The sequence below is a fragment of the Amycolatopsis sp. 3B14 genome (assembly GCF_050958625.1).
Lineage (GTDB): Bacteria > Actinomycetota > Actinomycetes > Mycobacteriales > Pseudonocardiaceae > Amycolatopsis_E > Amycolatopsis_E thermoflava.
Genome location: NZ_JBHZEN010000015.1, coordinates 42,830 through 67,498 on the forward strand (window position 1 = coordinate 42,830; position 24,669 = coordinate 67,498).

Here is a 24,669-nt window from a genome sequence, read left to right on the forward strand (position 1 = left end):
CGACGGCGTCTCACCGACCCATCCTCAAGGTCATGGCAGCACGTTCGCGTCGGTGGAAGTCGCCTATGCCGTGTGTCCGTGATCGCCTATGGTGATCGGGGGCTCGGTGGACTCGGACAGGAGCGAATCTGGCGGACAGTGGTTGGCGCTCACCGGAGAATCACGCGACACTCCTCGGCCGGGGCGCCGAGCGCGAGGCGGTCGAGCGGTTGCTCGCCCAGGCCCGAAACGGGCGCAGCGGCGCACTGGTCATCCGCGGCGAAGCCGGCATCGGCAAGACCGCACTGTTGGAGCACGCACGCAACGCCGCGACCGGGTTCCGGGTCGAACGCGCTCTGGGCGTGGAGTCCGAGATCGAGTTCGCCTACGCGGGCCTGCACCAGGTGTGCGCACCGCTGCTCGACTGGCTCCCCGCACTACCCGATCCGCAACGGACCGCGCTCGGCGTCGCATTCGGCCTCCACACCGGCGACCCCCCGGACCGCTTCCTGGTCGGATTGGCCACCCTCAGCCTCCTCGCCGAGACCGCCGAAGAACGACCGCTGCTGTGCCTGGTCGACGACGCGCAGTGGCTCGACAAGGTCTCCGCCCAAACCCTCGCCTTCGTCGCACGACGACTCGACGCCGAACGGGTGGCACTGTTGTTCGCGGTGCGCGGCCCGAACGGTTCCGAGCCCTTCACCGGGCTACCCGAGCTGCGCTTGAGCGGACTCGACGAGACGGACGCGCGGACGCTGCTGGCCCGTGCCGTCCACGCGCCGCTGGACGAGGGGGTCCGCGACCGGATCATCGCCGAAGCGCGCGGCAACCCGCTGGCCCTGCTCGAGCTGCTGCGCGGCGCGGAGCCGGCGGAGCTGGCGGGCGGGTTCGCGCTGCCGGACGCGCTGAGCGTGCCGCGCCGGGTCGAGGAGAGCTTCCGGCGCCGCTCGGGCAGTCTGCCCGCCGACACGCAGGTGCTGCTGCTGGTCGCGGCGGCCGAGCCACTCGGCGATCCGGCGCTGCTGTGGCGCGCGGCCGAGTCGCTGGGAATCAGCGTCGAGGCGGCCGCACCGGCGGAGGCGGCGGAACTGCTGGAGATCGGCACCCGGGTGCGGTTCGCCCATCCGCTGGTCCGCTCTGCCGTGTACCGGGCTGCCACGGCACCTCAGCGCCGTCGCGCGCACTACGCGTTGGCCGCGGCGACCGACGCGCGGACCGACCCCGACCGCCGTGCCTGGCACAGTGCGCAGGCCGTGCCGGGCACGGACGAGACGGTCGCGGTGGAGCTGGAGCGCTCGGCGGACCGGGCACGGGCCCGCGGCGGGTTCGCCGCCGCGGCCGCGTTCCTGGAACGAGCCACCGCGCTGACCCCCGAGCCCCCCGACCGTGCTCGCCGGGCGCTGGCCGCCGCGCACGCCAGGCACGAGGCCGGGGCGCCCGAGGCCGCCTCGGAGCTGCTGGCGGTCGCGGCCGCCGGCCCGTTGGACGCGCTGCAACGCGCCCGGGCCGAGCTGTTGCGCGTGCAGATCGCGTTCGTCCTGACCCGCGGCAACGAGGTGCCCGGGATGCTGGTGGACGCCGCCAAGACGCTCGCCCCGCTGGACGCCGGGCTGGCCCGCGAGACCCATCTCCAGGCACTCGAGGCGGCGCTCATCGCCGGCTCACTCGGTCAGGGCCGCGGGCTGCTGGAGGCGGCCGAGTCCGCGCTGGCCGCGCCCGCACCACCGACACCGCCAGGGCTGGTGGATCTCCTGCTCGACGGGCTGGTGACCAGGTACACGCACGGGTACGAGGCGAGCGTGCCCGGCCTGCGTCACGCGCTGGAGGCGCTCCGCGACGATCCCCACGCGGTGAGCGCCAGCCGCCGCTGGCTGTGGTTGGCCTGCCGCATCGGGACGATGCTGTGGGACGACGAGGTGGTCCACGTGTTGACCAGCCGCCGCGTCCGCCTTGCTCGCGAAGCCGGCGCACTTGCCATGCTCTCCACGGCGATCAACTTCCAGGCCTCCGTGCTCGTGCTCGCCGGCGAGCTCACCGGGGCCGCCGAGCTGGTCGCGGAGTCCGCCGCGATCACGGAGGCGACCGGGGCCGCACCGCTGCCCCATGCCGAGCTCATGCTCGCCGCCTGGCGCGGCCGGCGGGCCGAGGCCGTCGAGCTGTGCGCGGCCGCGGTCCAGGAGGCGACCGGGCGGGGCGACGGCATGGTGGTGACCCTGGCCCAGTACGCGCTGTCGGTGCTGAACAACGGCCTGGGTGACTACCGCGCCGCGATCGCCGCCGCCGCGGGTCCGTGCGAGTCCGACGAGCTGGTGCACAGCAGTCTGACCCTGCCCGAGCTGGTCGAGGCGTCCGTCCGCGCCGGTGAACCAGCCCGTGCCGCCGCCGCGCTGGATCGGCTCAGCTCGCGCGCTCGGGCCAGCGGCACCCGGTGGGCGCTGGGGGTCGAGGCCCGCTCGCGCGCGCTGATGAGCACAGGTCCGACCGCCGAGGAGCTCTACCGCGAGGCGATCCAGCAGCTCGGGGCCTGCCGGATCGTCACCGACCTCGCCCGCGCACATCTGGTCTACGGCGAGTGGCTGCGCCGCGAAGGCCGTCGCCAGGACGCGCGTGCCCAGCTACGCACCGCGCACGAGCTGCTGTCGGGCATGGGCGCGGAGGCCTTCGCCGCGCGGGCCGCCCGCGAGCTGACCGCCACCGGCGAACGGCCGCGCAAGCGGGCCGCCCGGCCCGCCGACGCGCTCACCGCCCGCGAGCTGCACATCGCCCGCCTCGTCGCCGCGGGAGCCACCTCCAAGGAGATCGGCGCCCAGCTGTTCCTCAGCCCGCGCACGATCGACGCCCATCTCCGCAACATCTTCCGCAAGCTCGGCATCACCTCCCGCCGTCAGCTCCGGACCATGCGACTCCCCTGAGCAGCGCCGCGGCACGTCGAGGACGCGCCTACCGCACGTCCACCAGGTCGAAGCTCGCGTAGTGGTCGCCGGTGTAGAAGTACTCCCCCGCCGAGCCGGTGACGATGCGGCGGGCGCCGCGGTCGTCGCTGCCGGGCGTCTCCACGGTGTACTCGTGGTAGTAGCCGCTCGCGCAGGCGGGCAGCAGGCCTTCGCGGTTCTGGAAGACCGTCCCGTCCTGCTCGTACGGGTACGGGCCGCCATGCTGGATCAGCTCGTAGGTGTCGGTGGCCTCGGCGGGCAGCGACGACAGCGCGACCACCGTGAAGCCGGAGGTGTCGCCGCACTCGGCCTGCGCGGCGGACAGCGGCGCGGCCGAGGCGGGAGCGGCCAGCCCGAACCCGGTGAACAACGTGAGGACGACCGCGAGCAGCGCACCGGCCACCCGGGACTTCGTGATGTTGGTCATTTTCGGACCGTAGCCCGGACGCGTTACCTGAAGGGGGCCGTCAGGTGAACGCGCCCGAAGTCCCGACGAAAGTCGTCGCCCGATCAGGCGCGTTCGGCGAGTTTCGCGGTGAGCCGTTCGAAGACCACGTCCGGCACCAGGTTCTTCACGTCGCCGCCGTAGGTGGCGACCTCCTTGACCAGCGAGCTGGACACGAAGCCGTAGGCCGGGTTGTTCGACATCAGCAGGGTCTCGACGCCGGAGAGCTCGCGGTTCATCTGCGCCATCTGCAGCTCGTAGTCGAAGTCGCTGACCGAGCGCAGCCCCTTGGCGATCGCCGCGATGTCGTGCTGCCTGCAGTAGTCCACGAGCAGCCCGTGCCACGAATCGACGCGGACGTTGGGCAGGTGCGCGGTGATCTCCCGCAGCATGTCCAGCCGCTCGTCGATGGTGAACATGCCCTTCTTGGACTTGTTGATCATGACCGCGACCACGACCTCGTCGAACAGCTTCGCCGCCCGCTCGATGATGTCGAGGTGGCCGTTGGTCACCGGGTCGTAGGAGCCTGGACACACCGCACGCCGCATGTCGCGGACGCTATCAAGCTCTACCCGCCGTGGCGCGGTGAAGTGACGTACTCCGCCCAGTACAAGGCCGTGTCGCCGTAGCGCGAGGTGCGGACCGGCGCGAACCCGGCGGGCCAGTCCGGTTCGCCGTCACGCAGCGCCCGCTCGACGATCACCAGCCCGTCCTCGGCGATCCACCCGCCGGCGGCCAGCGCGGCCAGCACCGTTCCGATCTTCTCGGCGCCCACCGAATAGGGCGGATCGGCCAGCACGAGGTGGAACGGCTCGTCGGCGGGCTGCGCCAGCACCGTCTCGACCGGACCCGAGCGCACCGAACCGCCCAGCCCGAGCGCGCTCACGTTGGCCTTGAGGACCTGCACTGCGCGACGGTCGGATTCGACGAACACCGCGTCCGCCGCGCCCCGCGAGAGCGCCTCGAGCCCCAGCGCGCCGGAACCGGCGTAGAGGTCCAGCACCCGCGCGTCGGTCAGCTCACCCGCCGCCTCCAGCGCGTTGAACAACGCCTCCCGCACGCGCTCGGACGTCGGCCGCGTGCCCTGCGCCGGCACCTTGAGCCGCCGCCCGCTCGCCGCCCCGGCCACGATCCTCGTCACAGCCCCATCATCGCGCTGTGTTCTGCGCGGTGTTTTGCCCAGGACCCGGTGAACGGCCCGCGGGGCACGCGTAGAGTCAATCTTCCTGTTGCCGGCGAGTGAGCTGTAGGAGCGCTGCGTGTCGGAACCTCGGGTCAGACGGGCCGAGATCGCCATCGAACAACATCACGTGGACCGCGTCTACACCCGGCTCGCCGAACTCCGGGCGCAGGCGGAGGCGATGCGTGCCAAGGGCTACGAGATCGGCCACGGCGCCCAGCGCGAAGCCGTTTTCGAGCAGGCCTCGATGCTGTTCGAGCGGGACATGATGGTCCACCACGCGACCCAGACGCTGCAGACCCTGGACGCCGAGTACGAGGGCCTGGTCTTCGGACGGCTCGACCACACCACCGGGGAGAAGATCTACGTCGGCCGGCTCGGCATCCGCGACGCCGAGTTCGACAACCTCGTGACCGACTGGCGCGCCCCGGCGGCCGCCGCGTTTTACCAGGCCACCGCCGAGGAGCCGATGGACGTGGTGCGCCGCCGCGTCATCCGCTGCTCCGGGCAGACCGTGCTCGACGTGGACGACGACGTGCTGATCCCGGACGCGGTCGGCGACGACATGCAGGTGGTCGGCGAGGGCGCGCTGATGGCCGCGCTCGGCCGGTCGCGCGGCGACAAGATGCGCGACATCGTCGCGACCATCCAGAAGGAACAGGACGAGGTCATCCGGGCGCCGTGGCGCGGTGTCACGGAGATCACCGGCGGCCCCGGCACCGGCAAGACCGCCGTGGCGCTGCACCGCGCCGCCTACCTGCTGTACCGGTACCGCCGCCAGCTCGGCGGGGCCGGGGTGCTGGTGGTCGGCCCGTCCGGGGTCTTCACGAACTACATCTCGCGCGTGCTGCCGTCGATGGGCGAGACCAACGTCGAGCTGCGCGCACTGGGCGCCGTGCTCGACGGCATCAGCACCGACCGGCAGGACCCGGCTCCGCTCGCCGCGATCAAGGGCTCGCTGCGGATGCGCAAGGTTCTCACGAAGGCGATGCGCGACACCCCGCCGGACGTGCCGGACGAGATGCGGATCGTCTACAAGGGCGACGTCCTCAAGCTCAACCGCAAGGAGCTGGAGAAGGTCCGCCGCAAGGTGCACGGCCACGGCGGGCCGCCGAACCGCTCGCGCGTGCGGGCGGCCGAGGCGCTGCTGGAGGCGCTGGCCGACCGCGCCGAGGAGAACGCGCGCGCCGACGGCCGCACGATCGAGCGCGCCGAGCTGATCCACGACCTCGGTGAGCGGATCGACTTCCACCGCTTCCTGGTGGTGTGGTGGCCGGTGCTGTACCCGGCCGAGATCCTGCGGTGGCTGGGCGATCCGCGACGCCTGACGAAGGCCGCGCGGGGCGTGCTGACCCCGGCCGAGGTCGACCTGCTGGCCGCGTCGTTCGCCGACCGCGAGCGCGAGTGGACGGTCGCCGACGTGGCGTTGCTGGACGAGCTGCGCGTGCTGGTCGGCCCGCCGCCGAAGCGCCGCCGCCGGGCGCAGCAGATCGAGCTGGACGCGGCGCCGCCGGAGCGCGGGTCGCAGGGCAAGCCGCACCGGCCGGAACACTACGACGAGTACTCGCACATCGTGGTCGACGAGTCGCAGGACCTCTCGCCGATGCAGTGGCGGATGGTCGGCAGGCGCGGCAAGTACGCCAGCTGGACGGTGGTCGGCGACCCGGTGCAGAGCTCGTGGCCGGATCCGGAGGAGGCGGCGCAGGCCCGGACGCAGGTCTTCGGCGCGCGCACCCCGGTCCGCCGCTACACGCTGCGCACCAACTACCGGAACTCGGCGGAGATCTTCGACCTGGCCGCCCGCGTGGTCGCCAGGCACGCCGCCGAGGGCGAGCTGCCGCGCGCGGTCCGGACCACCGGGATCGAGCCGGACGTGCGGCTGGTCGAGCGCGGCAACGTGGAGAGCGCGGTGCCGGCGGCGGCGAAGGAGCTGCTGGACGCGGTCGAGGGCACGGTCGGGGTGGTGTGCGCCATGGACCGGGTCGCCGAGGTCGGCGCGTGGGTGCGGGGGCAGGCGGACGAGCGGCTCAAGGTCGTCGGCAGCCTGGACGCCAAGGGCCTGGAGTACGACGCCGTCGTGCTGGTCGAGCCGACCGAGCTGATCACCGAGTCGCTCACCGGGCGGCGCGTGCTCTACGTTGCACTGACCCGCGCGACGCAGCAGCTGACGGTCGTGGCGTCCGACGACGACTGGCTGCCTGCGGAATAAATCACGAAAAAAGCGGCGCCGCGGTTGGCCACCGCCATTTCCCGGGCAATTACCATGCACGGCGAGACCGATCGTCTCTTCGTGGTGTCACGGGACTGTGGATGGAGCACCAAATGGCGGGTTGGGTGCGTGCTGCGCGCCGTACGGCGGCCTCGATCGGCCTCGCCGCGGCGTTGCTCACAACGGCCGTCGCCTGTACGGGCGACGACAACGCGAGCACCGGCGGCGAGGTTTCGGCTGGTCAGGGCGTCATCGGTGAAGCACCGGTGGCCGGCGACGCCGATCTGGCAGCCAGCCCGACGGCGCAGGCCATCAAGGCCCGCGGGACCCTGGTCATCGGCGGCGACGAGAACCTGCCCCTGCTGTCGCAACGGAATCCGATCACCGGGAGCACCGACGGATTCGACGCGACACTTGGAAAAATGCTCGCGAAATACATCATCGGTCGGCCGAACGTCAACATCGTGACGACCACACCGGAAACCCGGGAAGCGATGTTGAAAACGGGCACGGTGGACGCGGTGATCCGGATCTACACGATCACCGCGGAGCGGGCGCAGCGGGTCGCGTTCGCCGGGCCGTACCTGCTGTCCGGGCAGGCGATCGCCACCCTCAAGGGCACCACCGGCATCGACGACCCCGGTGACCTCAACGGCAAGACCGTCCTCGCGGTCGCCGGGACGACCAGCGTCGCGGCGATCCAGCAGCGCGCGCCCGGCGCGAAGATCACCACGTTCGGCACCGCCGAGGAGTGCGTGCAGGCGCTGGAGCAGGGCAAGGGCGACGCGTACGTGCACGACCTGACCGTGCTGGCCGGCGAGGCGCAACTGGACTCGAAGCTGCAGATCAGCGGGCAGCCGTTCACCAGCGAGCCGTACGGCATCGGCCTGAAGCTCGACGACGACTCGTTCAAGCGGTTCGTCAACGAGTGGCTGCGCAAGATCGAGGCGGCCGGGCTGTGGCAGCGGGCCTGGCAGGAGACGCTGGGCACGGTCGTGACCGGGGGCGTGCCGTCCCCGCCCGCGATCGGCTCGGTCCCCGGCTCGTAGCCGTCACACCCGCATCGGAACCACCACGCAGGTCACCGCCGCGCCCCCGTCCGGCGGGGCGGTGAACACCGTCGGGCGCAGCCCATCCTGGTGCTCGATCCGCACCGTCCGCCCGGCGAACGGCCGCAGCGCGTCGAGCAGGTAGCGCGCCTGGTAGGTGGCGCTCAGCCGGCCGCCGGAGACGCTCGCCTTGACCACCTGCTCCGATTCCCCGCTGTGCGGATCGCTGCTGATCACCCGCAGCTCGCCGTCCCAGCCGGCGAGGGTCACGGTGCCGCGCGGCCCGGCGTAGGGCGAGGCGCGGCGCAGGGCCGCGACGAGCGCCTCGGCGTCCAGCTCGACCACGCCGGACGGCTGGGCCCGGACGAGCTCGCGCGCCCGCTCGTCCGGGAACGGCACCGCCAGTAGCGCGGTGGCGAACGAGTCCGGCCCCCAGGTGAGGCCCAGCCGGTCGGAATCGGCGCCGAGCCCGACCGACGGCGCCGCCCCGAGCCCGCGCGCCAGAGCGGACAGCGCGGCCGCGGGCGCCAGGGCGTCCAGCCGCCCGCCGGTCCAGTCCAGGGTGGCCAGCGCCATCCGGTAGCGGTCGGTGGCCAGCAGGGTCAGCACGTCACCTTCGGTCCACATGCGCACACCGGTGAAGATCGGCAACGCGTCCTCCCGCGACGCCGCGCTCGCCACCGCCTCCAGCGCCCCGCGCAGGGTGCGACCCGCAACCGAACCCGCGGCAGGCGGCGGGGCCGCGACCCCGGGGTGCAGCCCGCGGTCGAGCAGCGGCAACGCGAACCGGCCGCCGGGCGCGCGCACGACCAGCCTGCTCTCCTCGACCGACACCCGCACCTCCTCGGCGTCCAGCGCCCGCACCGTCTCGGCCAGCGGACGGAGCGGCACGAGCGCCTCGCCACCGGTGTGGACCAGTGCGGGGCGGTCGAGCCGGAGCGCGTGGTCCGGGGCCACCGCGGCGAGCCCGAGACCGTCCGCACCCGCCGTGAGCAGAACGCCGCCGAGCGCGGGCGCGGGGAGCAGCCGCACCGCCTCCGCCGTCGAGGCGGCCAGGACGGCGGTGGAGACGGTGAGATCCATGGGCGCACCGTAACGGCGGGGTACGACAAAACCGGGAAGAGCCGCGGCCGGGGCCGCGTTGGACGTTGCCGTGAAGCCTCTGTCCGATGTCGCGTTGTCCGTGCTGGACCTGTCCCCCATCCCGAGCGGCGCGGACGCGCGCACCGCGCTCCGCGGCTCCGTCGAGCTGGCCCGGCACGCCGAGCGGCTCGGCTACCGCCGGTTCTGGGTGGCCGAGCACCACAACATGCCGGGCGTGGCGAGCTCGGCCACAACCGTCCTGATGAGCCACGTCGCGGCGGCCACCGAGACCATCCGCGTCGGTTCCGGCGGTATCATGCTGCCCAACCACGCGCCGCTCGTGGTGGCCGAGCAGTTCGGGATGCTGGAGGCCTTCCACCCCGGCCGCATCGACCTCGGCATCGGCCGCGCCCCCGGCACCGACCAGCGCACGGCGCTCGCACTGCGCCGGTCCCCGCAGGCACTGGGCGCGGACGACTTCCCGCAACAGCTGACCGAGCTGATGGGCTACTTCGACGGCGAGGGCGCGGTGCGCGCGGTGCCGAGGTACAAGCCGCCGGTGTGGCTGCTCGGGTCGAGCGGCTTCAGCGCGCGGCTGGCCGGCTCGCTCGGGTTGCCGTTCGCGTTCGCCCACCACTTCAGCGCGCGCAACACGATCCCGGCGGTCGAGCTGTACCGCGAGTCGTTCCAGCCGTCGGAGGCGCTGTCCGAACCGTACGTGATGCTCGGCGCGGCGGTGATCTGCGCCGCCACCGACGAGCAGGCGCGGTGGCTGGCCGGGCCCAGCGGCCTGCAGTTCCTCCAGCTGCGCCGCGGCAACCCGATCCCGCTGCCCTCACCCGAGGAGGCCGCCGAGTACCCGTACTCGGACATCGACCGGCACTTCGTGGACGAGCGCCTCGGCACGACGATCCACGGCTCGCCGTCGACCGTCCGGAAGGGCCTGGAGACGCTGGTCGCCGACACCGGAGCCGACGAGATCATGATCACGACGATGGTCCACGGCGAGGCCGACCGCCTGCGCTCCTACGAGCTGGTGGCCGGCCTCGCCCGCGACTAGGACAGCCAGGCGGTGCGCACCGGCGGCATCCCGCTGCCGCCGCGTGCCGTCGGCTTCACGGCGAGGACCTGGTTCACCCCGATCGCGCCGCTTTCGAAGCTCAGCGCGCACGCGGCCATGTACAGCCGCCACACGCGGGCCCGTCCGGCGCCGCTCAGGCGAACGGCTTCGTCCCAGTTCGCCTCCAGGTTGGCGACCCACGCGCGCAACGTGCGCCCGTAGTGCTCGCGCAGCGCCTCGACGTCACGCACCTCGAACCCGGCCTCTTCGAGCGCGCCCGCCATCACGCTGACCGGCTCCAGCTCGCCGTCCGGGAAGACGTACCGGTCGATGAACGACGTCTTCTGGTCGCGCGGCGGCACCGACGGGTGTCGCGAGATGGCGTGGTTGAGCAGCCGCCCCTCCGGACGCAGCAGCTCGAACAGCGACCTCGCGTACACCGGCAGCATCGACGCGCCCACGTGCTCGGCCATTCCGATGCTGGAGATCGCGTCGAACGGCCCGTCGGACACCTCGCGGTAGTCCTGCACCCGGATCTCCACCAGGTCCGACAGCCCCTCCTCGGCGACCCGCTTGCGCGCGAAGTCGGCCTGCGCCTGCGACAGCGTGACGCCGACCGCGTGCGCGCCGTACTCCTTGGCCGCGTGGATCACGAACGTGCCCCAGCCACAGCCGACGTCGAGCACCCGCATGCCTTCGCGCAGCCCGAGCTTGCGCGCGACCAGGTCGACCTTCGCTGTCTGCGCCTCCTCCAGTGTGGTCTCCGGCTTCGCCCACACCGCGCACGAGTACGTCATCGACGGCCCGAGCACCAGTGCGTAGAAGTCGTTGCCCACGTCGTAGTGGTGCGAGATGGCGGCCGCGTCGCGCCGGCGGGAGTGCATGCGCCCGGCGAGCTTGATCTCCTCGGGCGGCGGCTTCGGCGGGAACCCGACGATGCCCAGCTTCAGCGCGGCCTTGGCCAGATCGCGCCGCAGCGACCACGTCAGGTCCACGTCGAAGTCGACGTCGTAGACCAGGTCGTGCAGCCGTTCCAGGGCTGCCACGAACGGCCCCTCGACGTCGAGCTCACCCGCGACGTGCGCCCGCGAGACGCCCAGCTCGTTGGGCGCCCACAGCAGCCGGCGCAGCGCCCGGCGGTGCCTGATGTGCAGGACCGGCGCGTCCGGCGGGCCGGTTTCACTGCCGTCCCAGCAACGAATCCGGATGGGGACAACCTGGCCGAGCGCCGTGTGCAGGAGTTCACCAACGGCGCCGGCGACTCCGCCTGCGCTACCCACGAACCTCATTCAAGCACGCGCCGCGCGAAATTGCTTGTATTAGCGAAGTAATTCACCAATGGTGTGCAGCACGGGTGCCAGAATCGCCAGTTCCTCCCGTTTGCCGGAAACGCATTCGGTGACGCCCGCGCCGACGACCTCGAACTCCGCGAGCGCACGCAGCCCGTCGACGAGCTGCGTCACGCTCATCCCATCAGGCTCCGGGTAGTCCATTCCGGCGAACTCGGACGGGTCCAGTACGTCGAGATCAACATGCACGTACAGCCGTTCGATACCGGCATCGCGGACTTCGGCGACAATCCGCGACGGTTCTCCCGGAACCAGCCGGACCCGGCCCGCCTCGATTTCGTCCCGTTCCGCCGGATCGAAAACCCGGGCGCCGACGAGCACCGCGCGGCCCGGCTCCAGCGCGGGCGCGGCCGCGAACGCCGGGTCGCCGTCGCCCAGCAGCGATCGCAGGACCATCCCATGGAAGGCGCCCGACGGTGAACTCGCCGGGGTGTTGAGGTCGGCGTGCGCGTCGAACCACAGCACGCCGAACCGCTCACCGTGCCGGGCGCGGGCGGCGGCGACCGGCACCAGGTCGGCCGCGCAGTCCCCGCCGACGGTGAGCACCGGGCCGTCCGCCAGCGCCTCGGCATGCCGCTTCTTGTTGTCCAGCAACGCTTCCCGGTTCGCGATCCCGTACGCGACGGGCGCTCCGCCCGCCGCCAGCGGGACCTCGCGCACCGGCACGTCGAGCACCTCCGCCGCGAACGCGGAAAGGGCCCGGCACCCCGCGGGCAGATCGCCCGCCCGGGGTGTCCGGGCCCCTTGCCACTGCGGCACCGCTTGGATCAGCACGGCGCCGACCCTAACGACGGCACGGATGCCGCCGCACGCGGATTTACTCCAGCACGATCAGCAGGTCGCCGCCCTCGACCTGCTGGACCGAGTTGATCGCCAGCCGGGCGACCTTCCCGGACTCGGACGCGGTGATCGCGGCCTCCATCTTCATCGCCTCGATGGTCGCCACCGTGGCGCCCGCGGCGACCTCGTCGCCCTCGGCCACCGACAGCGTGACCACGCCCGCGAACGGCGCGGCGACCTGCTTCGGGTCGGACTTGTCGGCCTTCTCCGCGGCGGGCAGGTCCGCGGCCACCGATCGGTCGCGCACCTGGATCGGGCGCAGCTGGCCGTTCAGCGTGGCCATCACGGTCCGCATGCCGCGCTCGTCGGCCTCGCCGACCGCCTCCAGCTCGAACAGCAGCCGCACGCCCGGTTCCAGATCGACGGCGTACTCCTCGCCCGGGCGCAGACCGTAGAAGAAGTCCTTGCTGGGCAGCACGCTGGTGTCGCCGTAGGCGCGGCGGTGCTCCTCGAACTCCTTGGTGGGCCCGGGGAACAGCAGGCGGTTCAGCGTCGCGCGGCGGTCCTTCGCCAGCCCCTCGCGGTCCTCGGCGGACAGCTCGGCGACCGGCTTCGGCTCGGCGCGGCCCTCCAGCGCCTTGGTGCGGAACGGCTCCGGCCAGCCGCCGGGCGGGTCGCCCAGCTCGCCGCGCAGGAACCCGATCACCGAGTCCGGGATGTCGTAGCGGTTCGGCTCGGCCTCGAACTTCTCCGGCTCCACACCCGCGCCGACCAGGTGCAGCGCGAGGTCGCCGACCACCTTGGACGACGGCGTGACCTTGACCAGGTGGCCCAGGATCTTGTCGGCCGCCGCGTACATCGCCTCGATCTCCTCGAAGCGGTCGCCCAGGCCCAGCGCCTTGGCCTGCGTGCGCAGGTTGGACAGCTGGCCGCCGGGGATCTCGTGGTCGTACACGCGGCCGGTCGGCGAGGCCAGGCCCGCCTCGAACGGCGCGTAGATCTTGCGCACGATCTCCCAGTACGGCTCCAGGTCGCCGACCGCGCGCAGGCTCAGCCCGGACGGCCGTGCCGAGTGGTCGGTGGCCGCGACGATCGCCGACAGCGACGGCTGCGAGGTCGTCCCGGCCATCGACGCGACCGCGCCGTCGACCGCGTCGGCACCCGCGGCGATCGCCGCCAGGTAGGTGCCCAGCTGACCGCCCGCGGTGTCGTGGGTGTGGATGTGCACCGGGAGGTCGAACTCCTTGCGCAGCGCGGAAACCAGCTTCTCCGCGGCAGGCGCGCGCAGCAGGCCGGCCATGTCCTTGATCGCCAGCACGTGCGCCCCGGCACCGACGATCTGCTCAGCCAGCTTGAGGTAGTAGTCCAGCGTGTACAGCTTCTCGCCGGGGTCGGACAGGTCCGAGGTGTAGCAGAGCGCGACCTCGGCGACGGCCTTCCCGGTCTCCCGCACGGCCTCGATGGCCGGGCGCATCTGCTCGACGTCGTTGAGGGCGTCGAAGATGCGGAAGATGTCGATGCCGGTGTTGGTGGCCTCCTCGACGAAGGCGTTGGTCACCTCGGTCGGGTACGGCGTGTAGCCGACGGTGTTGCGGCCGCGCAGCAGCATCTGCAGGCAGATGTTCGGCACCGCTTCACGCAGCTGCGCCAGCCGCTCCCACGGGTCCTCGGCGAGGAACCGCAGCGCGACGTCGTAGGTCGCGCCGCCCCAGCACTCCAGCGACAGCAGCTGCGGCAGGGTGTGCGCCACGACCGGCGCGACGGCCAGCAGGTCCTTGGTGCGCACGCGGGTCGCGAGCAGCGACTGGTGCGCGTCGCGGAACGTCGTGTCCGTGACACCCAGCGTCGGCGACTCACGCAGCCAGCGGGCGAAACCCTCCGGGCCCAGCTCGGTCAGCTTCTGCTTCGACCCGGCGGCAGGCTCGCCCGAGGGCAGCGACGGCAGTTTCGTGGTCGGGTCGATCAGCCGCGGGCGCTCGCCGTGCGGCTTGTTGACCGTGACGTCGGCGAGGTAGGTCAGCAGGCGCGTGCCGCGGTCGGCCGAGTGTCGCGCGGTGAGCAGGTGCGGGCGCTCCTCGATGAACGAGGTGGTGACGCGCCCGGCCGCGAAGTCCGGGTCGTCGAGCACGGCCTGCAGGAACGGGATGTTCGTGGAGACCCCGCGGATGCGGAACTCGGCGAGGGCACGGCGGGCGCGGCCCACCGCGGTCTTGAAGTCACGGCCGCGGCAGGTGAGCTTCACCAGCATCGAGTCGAAGTGCGCGCTGATCTCGGTGCCCGCGAACGCGGTGCCGCCGTCGAGGCGGATGCCGGAGCCGCCGGGCGAGCGGTAGGCGCTGATCATGCCGGTGTCCGGGCGGAACCCGTTGGCCGGGTCCTCGGTGGTGATGCGGCACTGCATCGCCGCGCCGCGCAGGTAGACCTTCTCCTGCGACAGGCCGAGGTCCGCCAGCGTCTCGCCGGCGGCGATGCGCAGCTGCGACTGCACCAGGTCGATGTCGGTGACCTCCTCGGTCACCGTGTGCTCGACCTGGATGCGCGGGTTCATCTCGATGAAGACGTGGTTGCCGTCCCGGTCGAGCAGGAACTCGACGGTGCCCGCGTTGCGGTAGCCGATCTTGCGGGCGAACGCGACGGCGTCGTTGCAGATGCGGTCGCGCAGCTCGGGGTCGAGGTTCGGCGCCGGCGCCAGCTCGATGACCTTCTGGTGCCGCCGCTGCACCGAGCAGTCGCGCTCGAAGAGGTGGATGACGTTGCCCGCGCCGTCGGCGAGGATCTGGACCTCGATGTGCCGCGGGTCGACGACGGCCTTTTCGAGGAACACGGTGGGGTCGCCGAAGGCCGATTCGGCCTCGCGCATCGCGGCCTCGACCGACTCGCGCAGGTGGGCGGGGTCGTTGACCCGGCGCATCCCGCGGCCGCCACCACCGGCGACGGCCTTCACGAACACGGGGAAACCGATTTCCTCGGCGGCCGCGGTCAGCTCGTCGATGTCCGTCGACGGCTGGGACGAGCCGAGCACCGGTACGCCGGCGTCGCGGGCGGCCGCGACCGCACGCGCCTTGTTACCCGTCAGTTCCAGGATTTCCGCGCTCGGGCCGACGAAGGTGATGCCGGCTTCCTCGCACGCGCGCGCGAGATCGGGGTTCTCGGACAGGAATCCGTAACCGGGGTAGACCGCGTCCGCGCCGGCTTTCCGCGCGGCCCCGACGATCTCCTCGACGTCGAGGTAGGCGCGGACCGGGTGTCCCGGCTCGCCGATCTCGTAGGCTTCGTCGGCCTTCAGACGGTGCAGCGAGTTGCGGTCCTCGTGGGGGAACACCGCCACTGTGCCCGCGCCCAGCTCGTAGCCCGCGCGGAACGCCCGGATGGCGATCTCCCCGCGGTTGGCGACCAGCACCTTGCGAAACATGCCCGGTCCTTCCCTGTTCACGGATCGGTAGTGCTGTGACGTTACCTTGCCGATCCCGCTCGTCGGGAGTTCTGTCCCGGGTGATGGACATCATCCGGGACGTGCGCATGCCGCACAGAAGTGCGGGGTAATCGAACGTGCAGGTCTCAAGCGGCGTTGTTCGAGTGGCTAGGGGAAGTTCGCCAACTGATCGACCTCGGATGGCTACCGGCTCTCGAACCGCTGACCTTCCCGGGCAAGGTGGACGGGCCTTCCGCAGCGCGGGAAGCCGCACGGTGGGTGCGCGAGCACCTGGGCCTGGGCGTCGGCCCGATCGACACGATGATGTCCGTGTGCGAGCGCGCCGGGCAATTCCTACTCGTCACCGAGCTCACCGGTGATGGCGCGTCGCTGACGGATGACGGGCTGGCAGTGGCGGTCGTGAACAGCGCAGCGGATCCCGGCCGCCGCCGGGCCACTGCCGCCCACGAACTCGGCCACCTCGTTCTCGGTGACGAGTACTCGACGGACCTTGGTGTTGCGGCCTCCCGGGAGGACCGGGAACGCGCGATCGACGCGTTCGCCGCCGAACTGCTGCTGCCGGTCTCGGTCGTCAGTGAGAGCTGGCCGCAGGTGGAAGCTCTCGGATGGGCCCCGCAACCGGATCTCACCTCCGTGACAGTCCCGCCCTCGTTCGCGCACGCGGTCATGGAAGCCTGGAGGTCCGACCAGATCACGTCGGATCGTGCCGTCGAGCTGCTGCACGGCCGGATCACCATCGACGATCTGCCTCCGCGCGATGACGCCGAGTTGGCACCCTGAACAATGCTCGTCTTCGACGCCACGTGTCTGAGCCACTTCGCACTCGCGGAACGGACTGGCTCGTGCCTGCGCGACTGGACACGATCGAGGAGTTGCAGTGCTTCGCGAAATGGTGTCGGCGCATCGGCGGTGAGCCCCGTAACCGCGGCGAGTCCAGTGTGTTCGCCGAAGTGGAACGACATGGCGGTGTGGCGATCACCGACGATCGCGACGCGGTGCGGGTCGGCCGTGCCTACGGCCTGTCCGTACACGGGTCGCTCTAGCTCCTCGCCCGGGCTTGCGGTGCCGGGAAGGTCACCGAAGTCAGTGCGGGCAACCTCATCGAACGCCTCCGCGAAACCGGGATGAGGTTGCCCTGCACCGGGCGTGACTTCGGCGCCTTCAGCCGACGCCACGGTTTGACTCAGCTTTCCGGGGCGGACTCCTCGAACAGCGTGTACAGCAGCCGGTTCGGGGTGCCCTGCGGCAGGCCCGTCAGCACGTCCGGTGTGGAGTTGTTGATCAGCGCGTTCACGACCTGCTCAGGCGTGTCGTCGGGGTGTTGTTCCCGGTAGAGCGCGGCCGCGCCGGCGACGAACGCCGCGGCCATCGAGGTGCCCGAGAACGGCGTCGCGGCAGTGCTGCCGGGCGCCGTCGACGGGACGTCCACACCGGGCGCGAGCAGGTCGACCCCCAGCCCGAAGTTGGACTTCGGCGCGAAGGCGTCCGTCCGGTCGACCGCGCCGACGGTCAGCAGCTCCGGGATCCGCGCCGGCGACGAGAACGACGAGTCCACTCCCGACCAGCCCGCCGCCGCGACCACCGGCATCACGCCGATCAACCGCCGCACCGCGTTGTCCAGGCCGTCGGACGCCGGGCCGCCGAAACCGATCACCGCGACCGCCGGCTGCTTCGCGTTCTGGGTGACCCAGTCGATGCCCGAGATGATGTTGTTGAGCCGCCCGTTGCCCTTGTCGTCGAGCACCTTGACCGGCACGATCCGCGCGGCCTTCGCGACGCCGAACTCCTTGCCAGCCACGATGCCGGCCATCCGCGTCCCGTCACCGTTGCCGTCGGCCTGGTTGTCGGTGCCGCCCACGAAGTCCTTGCCCGGGTCGACCCGCCCGGCGAGATCGGGCAGCGCCGCGTCGACACCGGTGTCGATCACGTACACCGTGACGCCCTCGCCGGTGCTTTCGTAGTGGTACGTCTGGTCAACGGCCTTGTCGCGCTGGTCGATCCGGTCCAGGGCCCAGCTCGGCGGGTTCTGCTGCGCGCCAGGCGCGGCCGAAGCCGGCGCCACGGCGCCGAGGACGAGCAGTGCCGAACCGATGACCGCGCGTAATCCAGTCTTGAGCACGCCTCAGCGTTGCTCCGCTGTGGATCAGGCACAACTCGGGCCGTCGCCCGATCGTGCGTCAGGACTTCTCCAGGTACTCCGCACGATCCTCGTCGACCAGGTCGGACACCATGTGCGCCAGGCCGGGATGCCGCTCCAGCGCCGGGTCGCCGCTCACGATCTCCTGCGCCCGCTCCCGCGCGGCCGCGATCACGTCCTCGTCCCGCAGCAGCGACAGCAGCTTCAGCCCGGACCGCTTGCCGGACTGGGCCGCGCCCAGGATGTCGCCCTCGCGCCGCAGCTCCAGGTCCAACCGGGACAGTTCGAAGCCGTCCGTTGTGGACTCCACCGCGGCCAGCCGCTCCCGTGTCGCTGTGCCGTCCAGCGTCTCGGTGACCAGCAGGCACAACCCGGGCACGCTGCCCCGGCCCACCCGGCCGCGCAGCTGGTGCAGCTGGCTCACCCCGAACCGGTCGGCGTCCATGATCACCATCATCGTCGCGTTCGGGACGTTCACGCCGACCTCGATCACGGTGGTCGCGACCAGCACGTCCAGCTTGCCCGCGGCGAACGCGCGCATCACGGCGTCCTTCTCGTCGGGCGGCATCCGGCCGTGCAGGATCCCGAGCCGCAGCTCGGACAGTGGCCCGTTCTCCAGTTCGGCGGCGACGTCGAGCACCGCCAGCGGCGGGCGGCGGTCGCTGTTGTTCGACGCGGGCTCGTCGCCGATCCGCGGGCACACCACGTAGGCCTGGTGCCCCTTACGGACCTCCTCGACCAGCCGCTGCCACGCGCGGTCCAGCCACGCCGGCTTCTCCGCCACCGGCACGACGCTCGTCTTGATCGGCGACCGGCCGACCGGCATGTGCCGCAGCGCGGAGGTCTCCAGGTCGCCGTACACCGTCATCGCGACCGTGCGCGGGATCGGCGTCGCGGTCATGACCAGCACGTGCGGGCTGCCGCCGTTGGCCGCGCGGGACCGCAGCGCGTCCCGCTGCTCGACGCCGAACCGGTGCTGCTCGTCCACCACGACGAGCCCGAGGTCGGCGAACGACACGGTGTCCTGGATCAGCGCGTGCGTGCCGACGACGATCCCCGCCGCGCCGCTCGCGGTGTCCAGCAGCGCCTGCTTGCGTTCCTTCGTCGACATCGACCCGGTCAGCAACGTCACCTTCGTCGCGTTCTCCGCGGCGCCCAGCTCCCCCGCCTGGCCGAGGTCGCCGAGCATCTCGCGCAGCGACCGGGCGTGCTGCGCGGCGAGCACCTCGGTGGGCGCGAGCATCGCGGCCTGGCGGCCGGAGTCGACCACCTGCAGCATCGCCCGCAGCGCCACCACCGTCTTGCCGCTGCCGACCTCGCCCTGCAGCAACCGGTTCATCGGGTGCTCGCCGGACAGGTCCGCGGCGATGTCCTCGCCCACCGCGCGCTGGCCCTCGGTCAGCTCGAACGGCAACCGCTGGTCGAACGCGTCGAGCAGGCCGTCCTTCGTGCGCGCGCAGGCGGGCGCCGGCCGCGACACCGCGGAGAACCGGCGCTGCGCGAAGATCAGCTGCACCGCCATGGCCTCGTCCCACTTCAGCCGATCCCGCGCGGCCTCCAGCGCGTCGTGGTCCTTGGGGCGGTGGATGTTGTGCAGCGCGTCGAACAGGTCCATGAGCTGGTAGCCGTCGAGCAACTCGCGCGGCATCGGGTCCTCTTCGCGCTCCAGCGTGTCGAGCACCTGGCGGACGCACCGCGCGATCGACCACGACGGCATCCCGGCCGCCGCCGGGTAGACCGGGATGATCGCGCCGACGAAGTCGTCCATCGCGCTGTCGTCGTCGCCGTCGAGCATCTGGTACTCGGGGTTGGCCAGCTGCAGCGTGTTGCGGAACGCGGTGACCTTGCCCGCGAACAACCCGGTGCGGCCCAGCCGCAGCTGCCGCTCGTGCTGGTGCGGGCGGCCGAAGAACGCGCACGAGAGCCGCCGCTGGCCGTCCGTGATGACCAGCTCCAGGATGTGCCCAGGCTTGTTGCGCATGCGGCGCAGGTTGACCTTCTCGACGCGCGCCATCACGGTCGCGTGCTCGCCGATCTCCAGTCCCGCGATGTTCGTCAGCTCGCCGCGTTCGGCGTAGCGGCGCGGGTAGTGCCGCAGCAGGTCGGCGACGGTGTGGATGTCCAGCGACTCGGCGAGCGCCTTCGCGGTCTTGGCGCCCAGCAGCGGGGGCAGCTTGTCACGCAGTCCGGTCACGCGTTCACTCCACACCGATCAGCAGCACGGCGTCGGCCTGGCCGCCGGGGTAATCCACGAACTCCACCTCCGGTCGCTCGGCCCGCAACCGCTCCCGCAGCTCGTCCGTCAGGCCCGACGGCGCCGCGGTGCCGGTCAGCACGGTGACCAGCTCGCCGCCGACGGCCAGCATCCGGTTCAGCACACCCATCGCGGCCTCGGCAGGCTCGGCGCCTGCCGGTTCGACGAGCACGACCTCGCCGTCGACGAAGCCGATCAGGTCACCGGCGTGGGCCCGTCCCACCCAGGTTATCGACTCCTCGGCGGCGACCACGAGCTCGCCACGCCGGGTCGCGGCGGCGGCCTCCGCCATGGCCACCACGTCGTCGTTCGCGCGCCGCCCGGCGTCGTGCACGGCCAGCGCGGACAGCACCTGGACCGGGGACGCGCACGGGATGACCACCACGTCGCGGTCGCCGATCATCGGGTGGCCCGCGGCGTCGTCGGCGGCCCTGGTCAGGCTCTCCCCACCGGCGAGGACGGTGATGTGACCGGCCGCGCGCTCGGTGATGAGGCCGAGCATCTCCTCGACGCTCGGCGTGGCGTGGTCCGGCACCGCGAGCACCGCGAAGCCCTCCTCACGCAGCAGCTCCGCCAGCTCCTCGCCGTGCACGACCGCGACTACCGCGCGGTCCGGCCCGGACGGCGGTTCGATCGGGGTCGGCGTGATGAGCGGTTCGACGCGGATGCCGCTGGGGCGGCCGGCGCGGAGACCGGCCTCGATGGCGGCGCCGATGTCCGCGCAGTGCACGTGGACGGCGTGTCCCCCGCTGCCGTCCCCGGCCACGGTGACGCTGTCACCGAGGTCGGAGAGCGTGCGGCGCAGGACCGGGACGTCCGCGTCGGCGACGCCTTCCAGCAGGTACATGACCTCCCACGCGTACGGGGCCTGCTCCGCGTCCGGTTCGGTGTGCGGGTGCGCCTCGCAGGAGTGCGAGATCTGGGTCTCGGTGCCGGTGACCACGCCGGCCAGGGCGTCGAAGACCGCGACCAGCCCGCGCGCGCCGGCGTCCACGACCCCGGCCGCGGCCAGGACCGGCAGCTGGTGCGGGGTCTGCTCGAGGGCCTCGGAGGCGGCCTTCGCGGCGACGGCGACGACGTCCGGCAGCTCCCCGGGCTGGGTGGCGACCGCGGCGGCGACCGCCTGCAGGACGCTGAGCATCGTGCCCTGCACCGGGCGCGCGACCGCGTCGGTGGCCGTGCGATGCGCGTTCGCGAGGGCCTTCGCCAGTGACGGCCCGTCCAGCTCGGGGACGGTGCCCGCGGTTTCGGCGAGCCCGCGGAGGACCTGGGAGAGGATGACGCCGGAGTTGCCGCGCGCGGCGAGGACGGCGCCACGGGCGAGCACGGACAGTGCCTTCGCCGCACTGTCCGTATCCGGTTCGGCGGCCAGGCGGGCGTGCGCGCCGGACATCGTGTGCAGCAGGTTGGAGCCGGTGTCGGAGTCGGCGACCGGGTAGACGTTGATGCCGTTGATGGCCGGGCACAGCACCTCCAGGCTGTGCACGCAGGCCGCCGCCCACGCTGTGATGGCATGCTCGTCCAGAGCCCGCACCGCCAACCTCCTCCCTGGTCAGGCCAGGGTAGCGACCCGGTCGCGGGACGGCGAACAGCCGTCGTTTACTATGGTCCGAGTGTCCGGCCCGCGCCGGGCGTGTTTTGTCTTCCCTGATCGTCAAAGGAGTTCGACGTGGCTGCCGTGTGCGACGTCTGTGGCAAGGGACCGGGCTTCGGCAAGTCCGTCTCGCACTCCCACCGGCGTACCAACCGCCGCTGGAACCCGAACATCCAGACTGTGCACGCCAAGATCGGCGTGTCCCAGCGCAAGCGGCTGAACGTCTGCACCTCGTGCCTGAAGGCCGGCAAGGTCGTTCGCGGCTGAGGCGCGAAGCCCGGGACGGCGAGTGCTCGCGGAGAGCGCTCGCCGTTTTTTCGCGCCTCGATGTCTTCGGGGGTCGAACCCCCGCACCCCCGCCGGGGGCAAGCCCCCTGGACCCCCGGGGTGCCGCTAAAGTACGCCGCCGTGGCAGCGAAACCCTTGCACGAGATCGTCGAAGCGGGATGGGCCAAGGCGCTGGACCCGGTGGCGGACCGCATCGCCGCGATGGGCGAGTTCCTGCGTGCGGAGATCGCCGCCGGCCGCCGGTACCTGCCGGCGGGCGAGCACGTGCTGCGGGCCTTCCAGCAGCCCTTCGACGACGTCAAGGTGCTGATCGTCGGCCAGGACCCGTACCCGACGCCCGGCCACCCGATCGGCCTGTGCTTCGCGGTGGCGCCGGACGTGCGGCCGCTGCCGAAGAGCCTGATCAACATCTACCAGGAGTACTGCGACGACCTGGGCTACCCCACGCCGTCCAACGGTGACCTGACGCCGTGGACCGAGCAGGGCGTGCTGCTGCTCAACAGGTCGCTGACCGTGCGGCCCGGTTCGCCCAACTCGCACAAGGGCAAGGGCTGGGAAGAGGTCACCGAGCAGGCGATCAAGGCGCTGGCCGCCCGCGGCAAGCCGATGGTGGCGATCCTGTGGGGCAGCAACGCGCGCAGCCTGAAGCCGCTGCTCGGCGGCGTGCCGTGCATCGAGTCGGTGCACCCGAGCCCGCTGTCCGCGCGCAACGGCTTCTTCGGCTCGAAGCCGTTCAGCCGTGCGAACGAACTGCTCCAGCGGCAGGGCGCCGAGCCGGTCGACTGGAAGCTGCCCTAGCCCCAGACGGCCTATGCCTGGCAGCCGCAGCTCCCGCGCTGCCCTGCGGAACTTCCTAGTCGATCCTGCGCAGCGCGCCGCGGAACCACTGCGCCCGCTCGACGTATCCGTCCACCACGCGCTGGATCTTCTCCGGCCCGAAGGACTTGTTCTCCCGCACCTTGGCGGGCACGCCGAGCGCGATGTGCCCGGACGGCACGTGCGATGAGTACGACAGCACCGCCCCGGCGCCGACCATCGCGCCGTCCTCGATGACGCTTCCGTTGAGCACCACCGAACCCGACGCGATCAGGCACCCGCTGCCGATCCGGGCGCCCTCGACGTGCACCGCGTGCCCGATCGCCGACGACGGGCCGAGGACCGTCGGGTCCTGGGCGGTGCAGTGCAGCACGCACCCGTCCTGCACGTTGGACCGCTCGCCGATCTCGATGTAGCCGTTGTCGCCGCGCAGCACGGTCTGCGGCCACACCGACGCGTTCGGCCCGATCCGCACGTCGCCGATCACCGTGGCGTCCGGGTGCACGAACGCCGTGGGGTGGATCGACGGGGTCAGTTCACCGAGCGCGTAGATCGCCACGCGAAGCCTCCAAGTCCTTGCCCAGGTACACCGAGAGCGGATCGTCCCGGTAGTGGCCGAACGCAGGCACGTCCGTGTAGCCCGACGACCGGTACAACGCGATCGCCTCCGGCTGCTTCAGACCGGTCTCCAGCACCAGCCGCCTGCGCCCGGCGGCGAGCGCCGTCCGCTCCAGCTCCGCCAGCACGGCACGCGCGAAACCCTTGCCCCGCGCGGCATCCACGACGTACATCCGCTTCAGCTCGGCCTCGGCGTCACCGCGAACGCGCCAGCCGCCGCAGGCGACCGGCTCCCCGTCCAGGTAGCCGACGACGAACAACCCCAGCGGCGGCGCGAACTCGGCCGGATCGACCGGGGTGGCGTCGGTTTCGCCGTAGCGCACGACGTACTCCTGTTGCACGGCGTCGATCAGCTTGACCGCGTCCGGATCGTCGTAGGCAACCACGCGAAGGTCCACAACGGGTCACCGTAACGGGCTCAGCGCCAGTGCTCCCAGCCAGTTTCGCCGTGGTACTCCTCACCGTCGACCGTCACGCCCGAGTCCGCCATCGTGACCGCGCCGATCCGCCGCCAGCCCTCGGGCAGGTCGGCGAACGACGGGAACGTCGCGACCAGCGCGTGGTCCTCGCCGCCGGTCAGCACCCAGGTCATCGGGTCCGCGCCCAGCGCGGTGCCGATGTCGACGAGTTTCCGGTCGACCTCCAGGTGCTCGGTCCGGACGTCGATGCCCACGCCCGACGCCTCGGCGATGTGCCCGAGGTCGGCGAGCAGGCCGTCCGAGACGTCGATCATCGCCGTGGCGCCGGCGGTCGCGGCTGCGGGCCCGGCGGCGTAGTCCGGTTCCGGCGCGCGCTGGGCGTTGACGACCGCGACCGGCGAGCGGAACCCGCGGCCGAGCGTGGCCAGGCCGGCCGCGGCCCAGCCCAGCCGCCCGGACACCGCGACGATGTCGCCCGGCCGCGCGCCGGAGCGCGTCACCGGTTCACGTCCCTGCAGGTCGCCCAGCGCCGTGATGCTCACCACCAGCTGGTCCGCCCGCACCATGTCCCCGCCGACGACCCCCGCCCCGGCGCGTTGCGCTTCCGCCCACAGGCCGTCGCTGAGTTCCCGGACCACCTTCGCCGGGGTGTCCGGCGGGCAGGCGAGCCCGACGAGGACGGCTGTGGGCACCGCGCCCATCGCGGCCACGTCGGCGAAGTTCTCCGCCACCGCCTTGCGCCCGACCTGGTCCGGAGTGGACCAGTCCAGCCGGAAGTGCACGCCCTGCACCAGGACGTCGGTGGTGGCGACGACCCGCCCGTCCGGCGCGGCGACGACGGCGGCGTCGTCACCGGGGCCGAGGAGGGTTGCCGCGGGCTGTCTCCGGTTCTCGGTGACGGCGCGGATGAGGCCGAACTCACCCATTCCGGCGACCGTGCCGGAGTCGGATGCCTGGTGGGTTGACATGCGTCACCTCGGTCGCTCGATAGTCGGATGACCTAGATTCGTGGTCCGTGCGGTAGGTTCTGACCACGTTCCTAC

Annotated in this window: 21 protein-coding genes; 8 read left to right on the forward strand and 13 right to left on the reverse strand. The window is 72.0% G+C overall.

Annotated features, from left to right (window positions below; all coding sequences use genetic code 11):
* The first annotated feature begins 128 nt into the window (after positions 1 to 128).
* Complete coding sequence (locus tag ACCP09_RS08360) at positions 129 to 2,891, forward strand: helix-turn-helix transcriptional regulator (RefSeq protein WP_433744714.1); 2,763 nt, start codon at positions 129 to 131, stop codon at positions 2,889 to 2,891.
* A gap of 28 nt (positions 2,892 to 2,919) precedes the next feature.
* Here ACCP09_RS08360 and ACCP09_RS08365 read toward each other — a convergent pair whose 3' ends face one another.
* The 3 genes from ACCP09_RS08365 to rsmD form a co-directional block, all read right to left on the reverse strand.
* Positions 2,920 to 3,339 (reverse strand): ribonuclease domain-containing protein, encoded by a 420-nt coding sequence (locus tag ACCP09_RS08365; protein ID WP_433744656.1) that lies wholly within the window; start codon positions 3,337 to 3,339, stop codon positions 2,920 to 2,922.
* A gap of 83 nt (positions 3,340 to 3,422) precedes the next feature.
* Entirely contained in the window at positions 3,423 to 3,905 is a 483-nt protein-coding gene (gene coaD, locus ACCP09_RS08370; RefSeq protein WP_027931864.1) for a pantetheine-phosphate adenylyltransferase, read from the reverse strand.
* A 20-nt stretch (positions 3,906 to 3,925) separates the two neighbouring features.
* Positions 3,926 to 4,498: a 16S rRNA (guanine(966)-N(2))-methyltransferase RsmD gene (gene rsmD / locus ACCP09_RS08375; RefSeq protein ID WP_027931865.1), complete on the reverse strand. Its 573-nt coding sequence runs from the start codon at positions 4,496 to 4,498 to the stop codon at positions 3,926 to 3,928.
* Between the two features lie 118 nt (positions 4,499 to 4,616).
* Here rsmD and ACCP09_RS08380 point away from each other — a divergent pair, with 118 nt between their 5' ends.
* Entirely contained in the window at positions 4,617 to 6,746 is a 2,130-nt protein-coding gene (locus ACCP09_RS08380) for a HelD family protein (RefSeq protein WP_433744661.1), read from the forward strand.
* A gap of 113 nt (positions 6,747 to 6,859) precedes the next feature.
* Complete coding sequence (locus tag ACCP09_RS08385; RefSeq protein ID WP_037322620.1) at positions 6,860 to 7,795, forward strand: glutamate ABC transporter substrate-binding protein; 936 nt, start codon at positions 6,860 to 6,862, stop codon at positions 7,793 to 7,795.
* Between the two features lie 3 nt (positions 7,796 to 7,798).
* On the opposite strand, the gene ACCP09_RS08390 is transcribed toward ACCP09_RS08385, so the two are convergent.
* Entirely contained in the window at positions 7,799 to 8,878 is a 1,080-nt protein-coding gene (locus ACCP09_RS08390) for a DNA polymerase III subunit beta (RefSeq protein ID WP_433744665.1), read from the reverse strand.
* A gap of 70 nt (positions 8,879 to 8,948) precedes the next feature.
* On the opposite strand from ACCP09_RS08390, the gene ACCP09_RS08395 reads away from it, so the two are divergent.
* On the forward strand, positions 8,949 to 9,938 hold the full coding sequence (locus ACCP09_RS08395) for an LLM class flavin-dependent oxidoreductase (protein ID WP_433744668.1): 990 nt from the start codon (positions 8,949 to 8,951) through the stop codon (positions 9,936 to 9,938).
* Here the strand turns inward: ACCP09_RS08395 and ACCP09_RS08400 are convergent.
* From ACCP09_RS08400 to ACCP09_RS08410, 3 genes are read right to left on the reverse strand one after another with little or no spacing between them, the layout of a single operon-like run.
* On the reverse strand, positions 9,935 to 11,218 hold the full coding sequence (locus tag ACCP09_RS08400; RefSeq protein WP_433744717.1) for a class I SAM-dependent methyltransferase: 1,284 nt from the start codon (positions 11,216 to 11,218) through the stop codon (positions 9,935 to 9,937). The two genes, ACCP09_RS08395 and ACCP09_RS08400, sit on opposite strands and share 4 nt — an antisense overlap.
* Before the next feature lie 39 nt (positions 11,219 to 11,257).
* Positions 11,258 to 12,061: an arginase family protein gene (locus tag ACCP09_RS08405; RefSeq protein WP_433744671.1), complete on the reverse strand. Its 804-nt coding sequence runs from the start codon at positions 12,059 to 12,061 to the stop codon at positions 11,258 to 11,260.
* A 43-nt stretch (positions 12,062 to 12,104) separates the two neighbouring features.
* Positions 12,105 to 15,479, reverse strand: coding sequence for a pyruvate carboxylase (locus ACCP09_RS08410; RefSeq protein WP_433744674.1), 3,375 nt, complete (start codon positions 15,477 to 15,479; stop codon positions 12,105 to 12,107).
* Positions 15,480 to 15,758: 279 nt separating this feature from the next.
* On the opposite strand from ACCP09_RS08410, the gene ACCP09_RS08415 reads away from it, so the two are divergent.
* Positions 15,759 to 16,280 carry an ImmA/IrrE family metallo-endopeptidase gene (locus ACCP09_RS08415; RefSeq protein ID WP_433744677.1) on the forward strand — a complete coding sequence of 174 codons (522 nt, stop codon included), beginning with the start codon at positions 15,759 to 15,761 and terminating at the stop codon, positions 16,278 to 16,280.
* A 62-nt stretch (positions 16,281 to 16,342) separates the two neighbouring features.
* Positions 16,343 to 16,543 (forward strand): hypothetical protein, encoded by a 201-nt coding sequence (locus tag ACCP09_RS08420; protein ID WP_378366307.1) that lies wholly within the window; start codon positions 16,343 to 16,345, stop codon positions 16,541 to 16,543.
* A 140-nt stretch (positions 16,544 to 16,683) separates the two neighbouring features.
* Here the strand turns inward: ACCP09_RS08420 and ACCP09_RS08425 are convergent, their stop codons facing one another.
* From ACCP09_RS08425 to ACCP09_RS08435, 3 genes are read right to left on the reverse strand one after another with little or no spacing between them, the layout of a single operon-like run.
* Positions 16,684 to 17,619 (reverse strand): S8 family peptidase, encoded by a 936-nt coding sequence (locus ACCP09_RS08425; RefSeq protein WP_433744680.1) that lies wholly within the window; start codon positions 17,617 to 17,619, stop codon positions 16,684 to 16,686.
* A 58-nt stretch (positions 17,620 to 17,677) separates the two neighbouring features.
* A complete protein-coding gene (gene recG / locus ACCP09_RS08430) occupies positions 17,678 to 19,831 on the reverse strand; it encodes an ATP-dependent DNA helicase RecG (RefSeq protein WP_123683528.1) in 2,154 nt (717 codons plus the stop codon).
* 4 nt (positions 19,832 to 19,835) lie between these two features.
* Positions 19,836 to 21,425, reverse strand: coding sequence for a DAK2 domain-containing protein (locus tag ACCP09_RS08435; protein WP_027931875.1), 1,590 nt, complete (start codon positions 21,423 to 21,425; stop codon positions 19,836 to 19,838).
* Positions 21,426 to 21,560: 135 nt separating this feature from the next.
* Here ACCP09_RS08435 and rpmB point away from each other — a divergent pair, with 135 nt between their 5' ends.
* Both rpmB and ACCP09_RS08445 read left to right on the forward strand, forming a co-directional pair.
* A complete protein-coding gene (gene rpmB, locus ACCP09_RS08440) occupies positions 21,561 to 21,752 on the forward strand; it encodes a 50S ribosomal protein L28 (RefSeq protein ID WP_017987500.1) in 192 nt (63 codons plus the stop codon).
* A 141-nt stretch (positions 21,753 to 21,893) separates the two neighbouring features.
* Positions 21,894 to 22,571: a uracil-DNA glycosylase gene (locus tag ACCP09_RS08445; RefSeq protein ID WP_027931876.1), complete on the forward strand. Its 678-nt coding sequence runs from the start codon at positions 21,894 to 21,896 to the stop codon at positions 22,569 to 22,571.
* A gap of 55 nt (positions 22,572 to 22,626) precedes the next feature.
* Here ACCP09_RS08445 and ACCP09_RS08450 read toward each other — a convergent pair whose 3' ends face one another.
* Genes ACCP09_RS08450 through ACCP09_RS08460 form a run of 3 tightly spaced genes read right to left on the reverse strand, consistent with a single transcriptional unit; the run spans position 22,627 to position 24,594 of the window.
* Positions 22,627 to 23,148, reverse strand: a complete 522-nt coding sequence (locus ACCP09_RS08450) for a gamma carbonic anhydrase family protein (protein WP_017987498.1) — start codon at positions 23,146 to 23,148, stop codon at positions 22,627 to 22,629.
* Positions 23,126 to 23,605 carry a GNAT family N-acetyltransferase gene (locus ACCP09_RS08455; protein WP_027931878.1) on the reverse strand — a complete coding sequence of 160 codons (480 nt, stop codon included), beginning with the start codon at positions 23,603 to 23,605 and terminating at the stop codon, positions 23,126 to 23,128. The genes ACCP09_RS08450 and ACCP09_RS08455 overlap by 23 nt, the downstream gene beginning before the upstream one ends.
* Before the next feature lie 20 nt (positions 23,606 to 23,625).
* Positions 23,626 to 24,594: a thiamine-phosphate kinase gene (locus ACCP09_RS08460; protein ID WP_431902705.1), complete on the reverse strand. Its 969-nt coding sequence runs from the start codon at positions 24,592 to 24,594 to the stop codon at positions 23,626 to 23,628.
* Between the last annotated feature and the right edge of the window lie 75 nt (positions 24,595 to 24,669).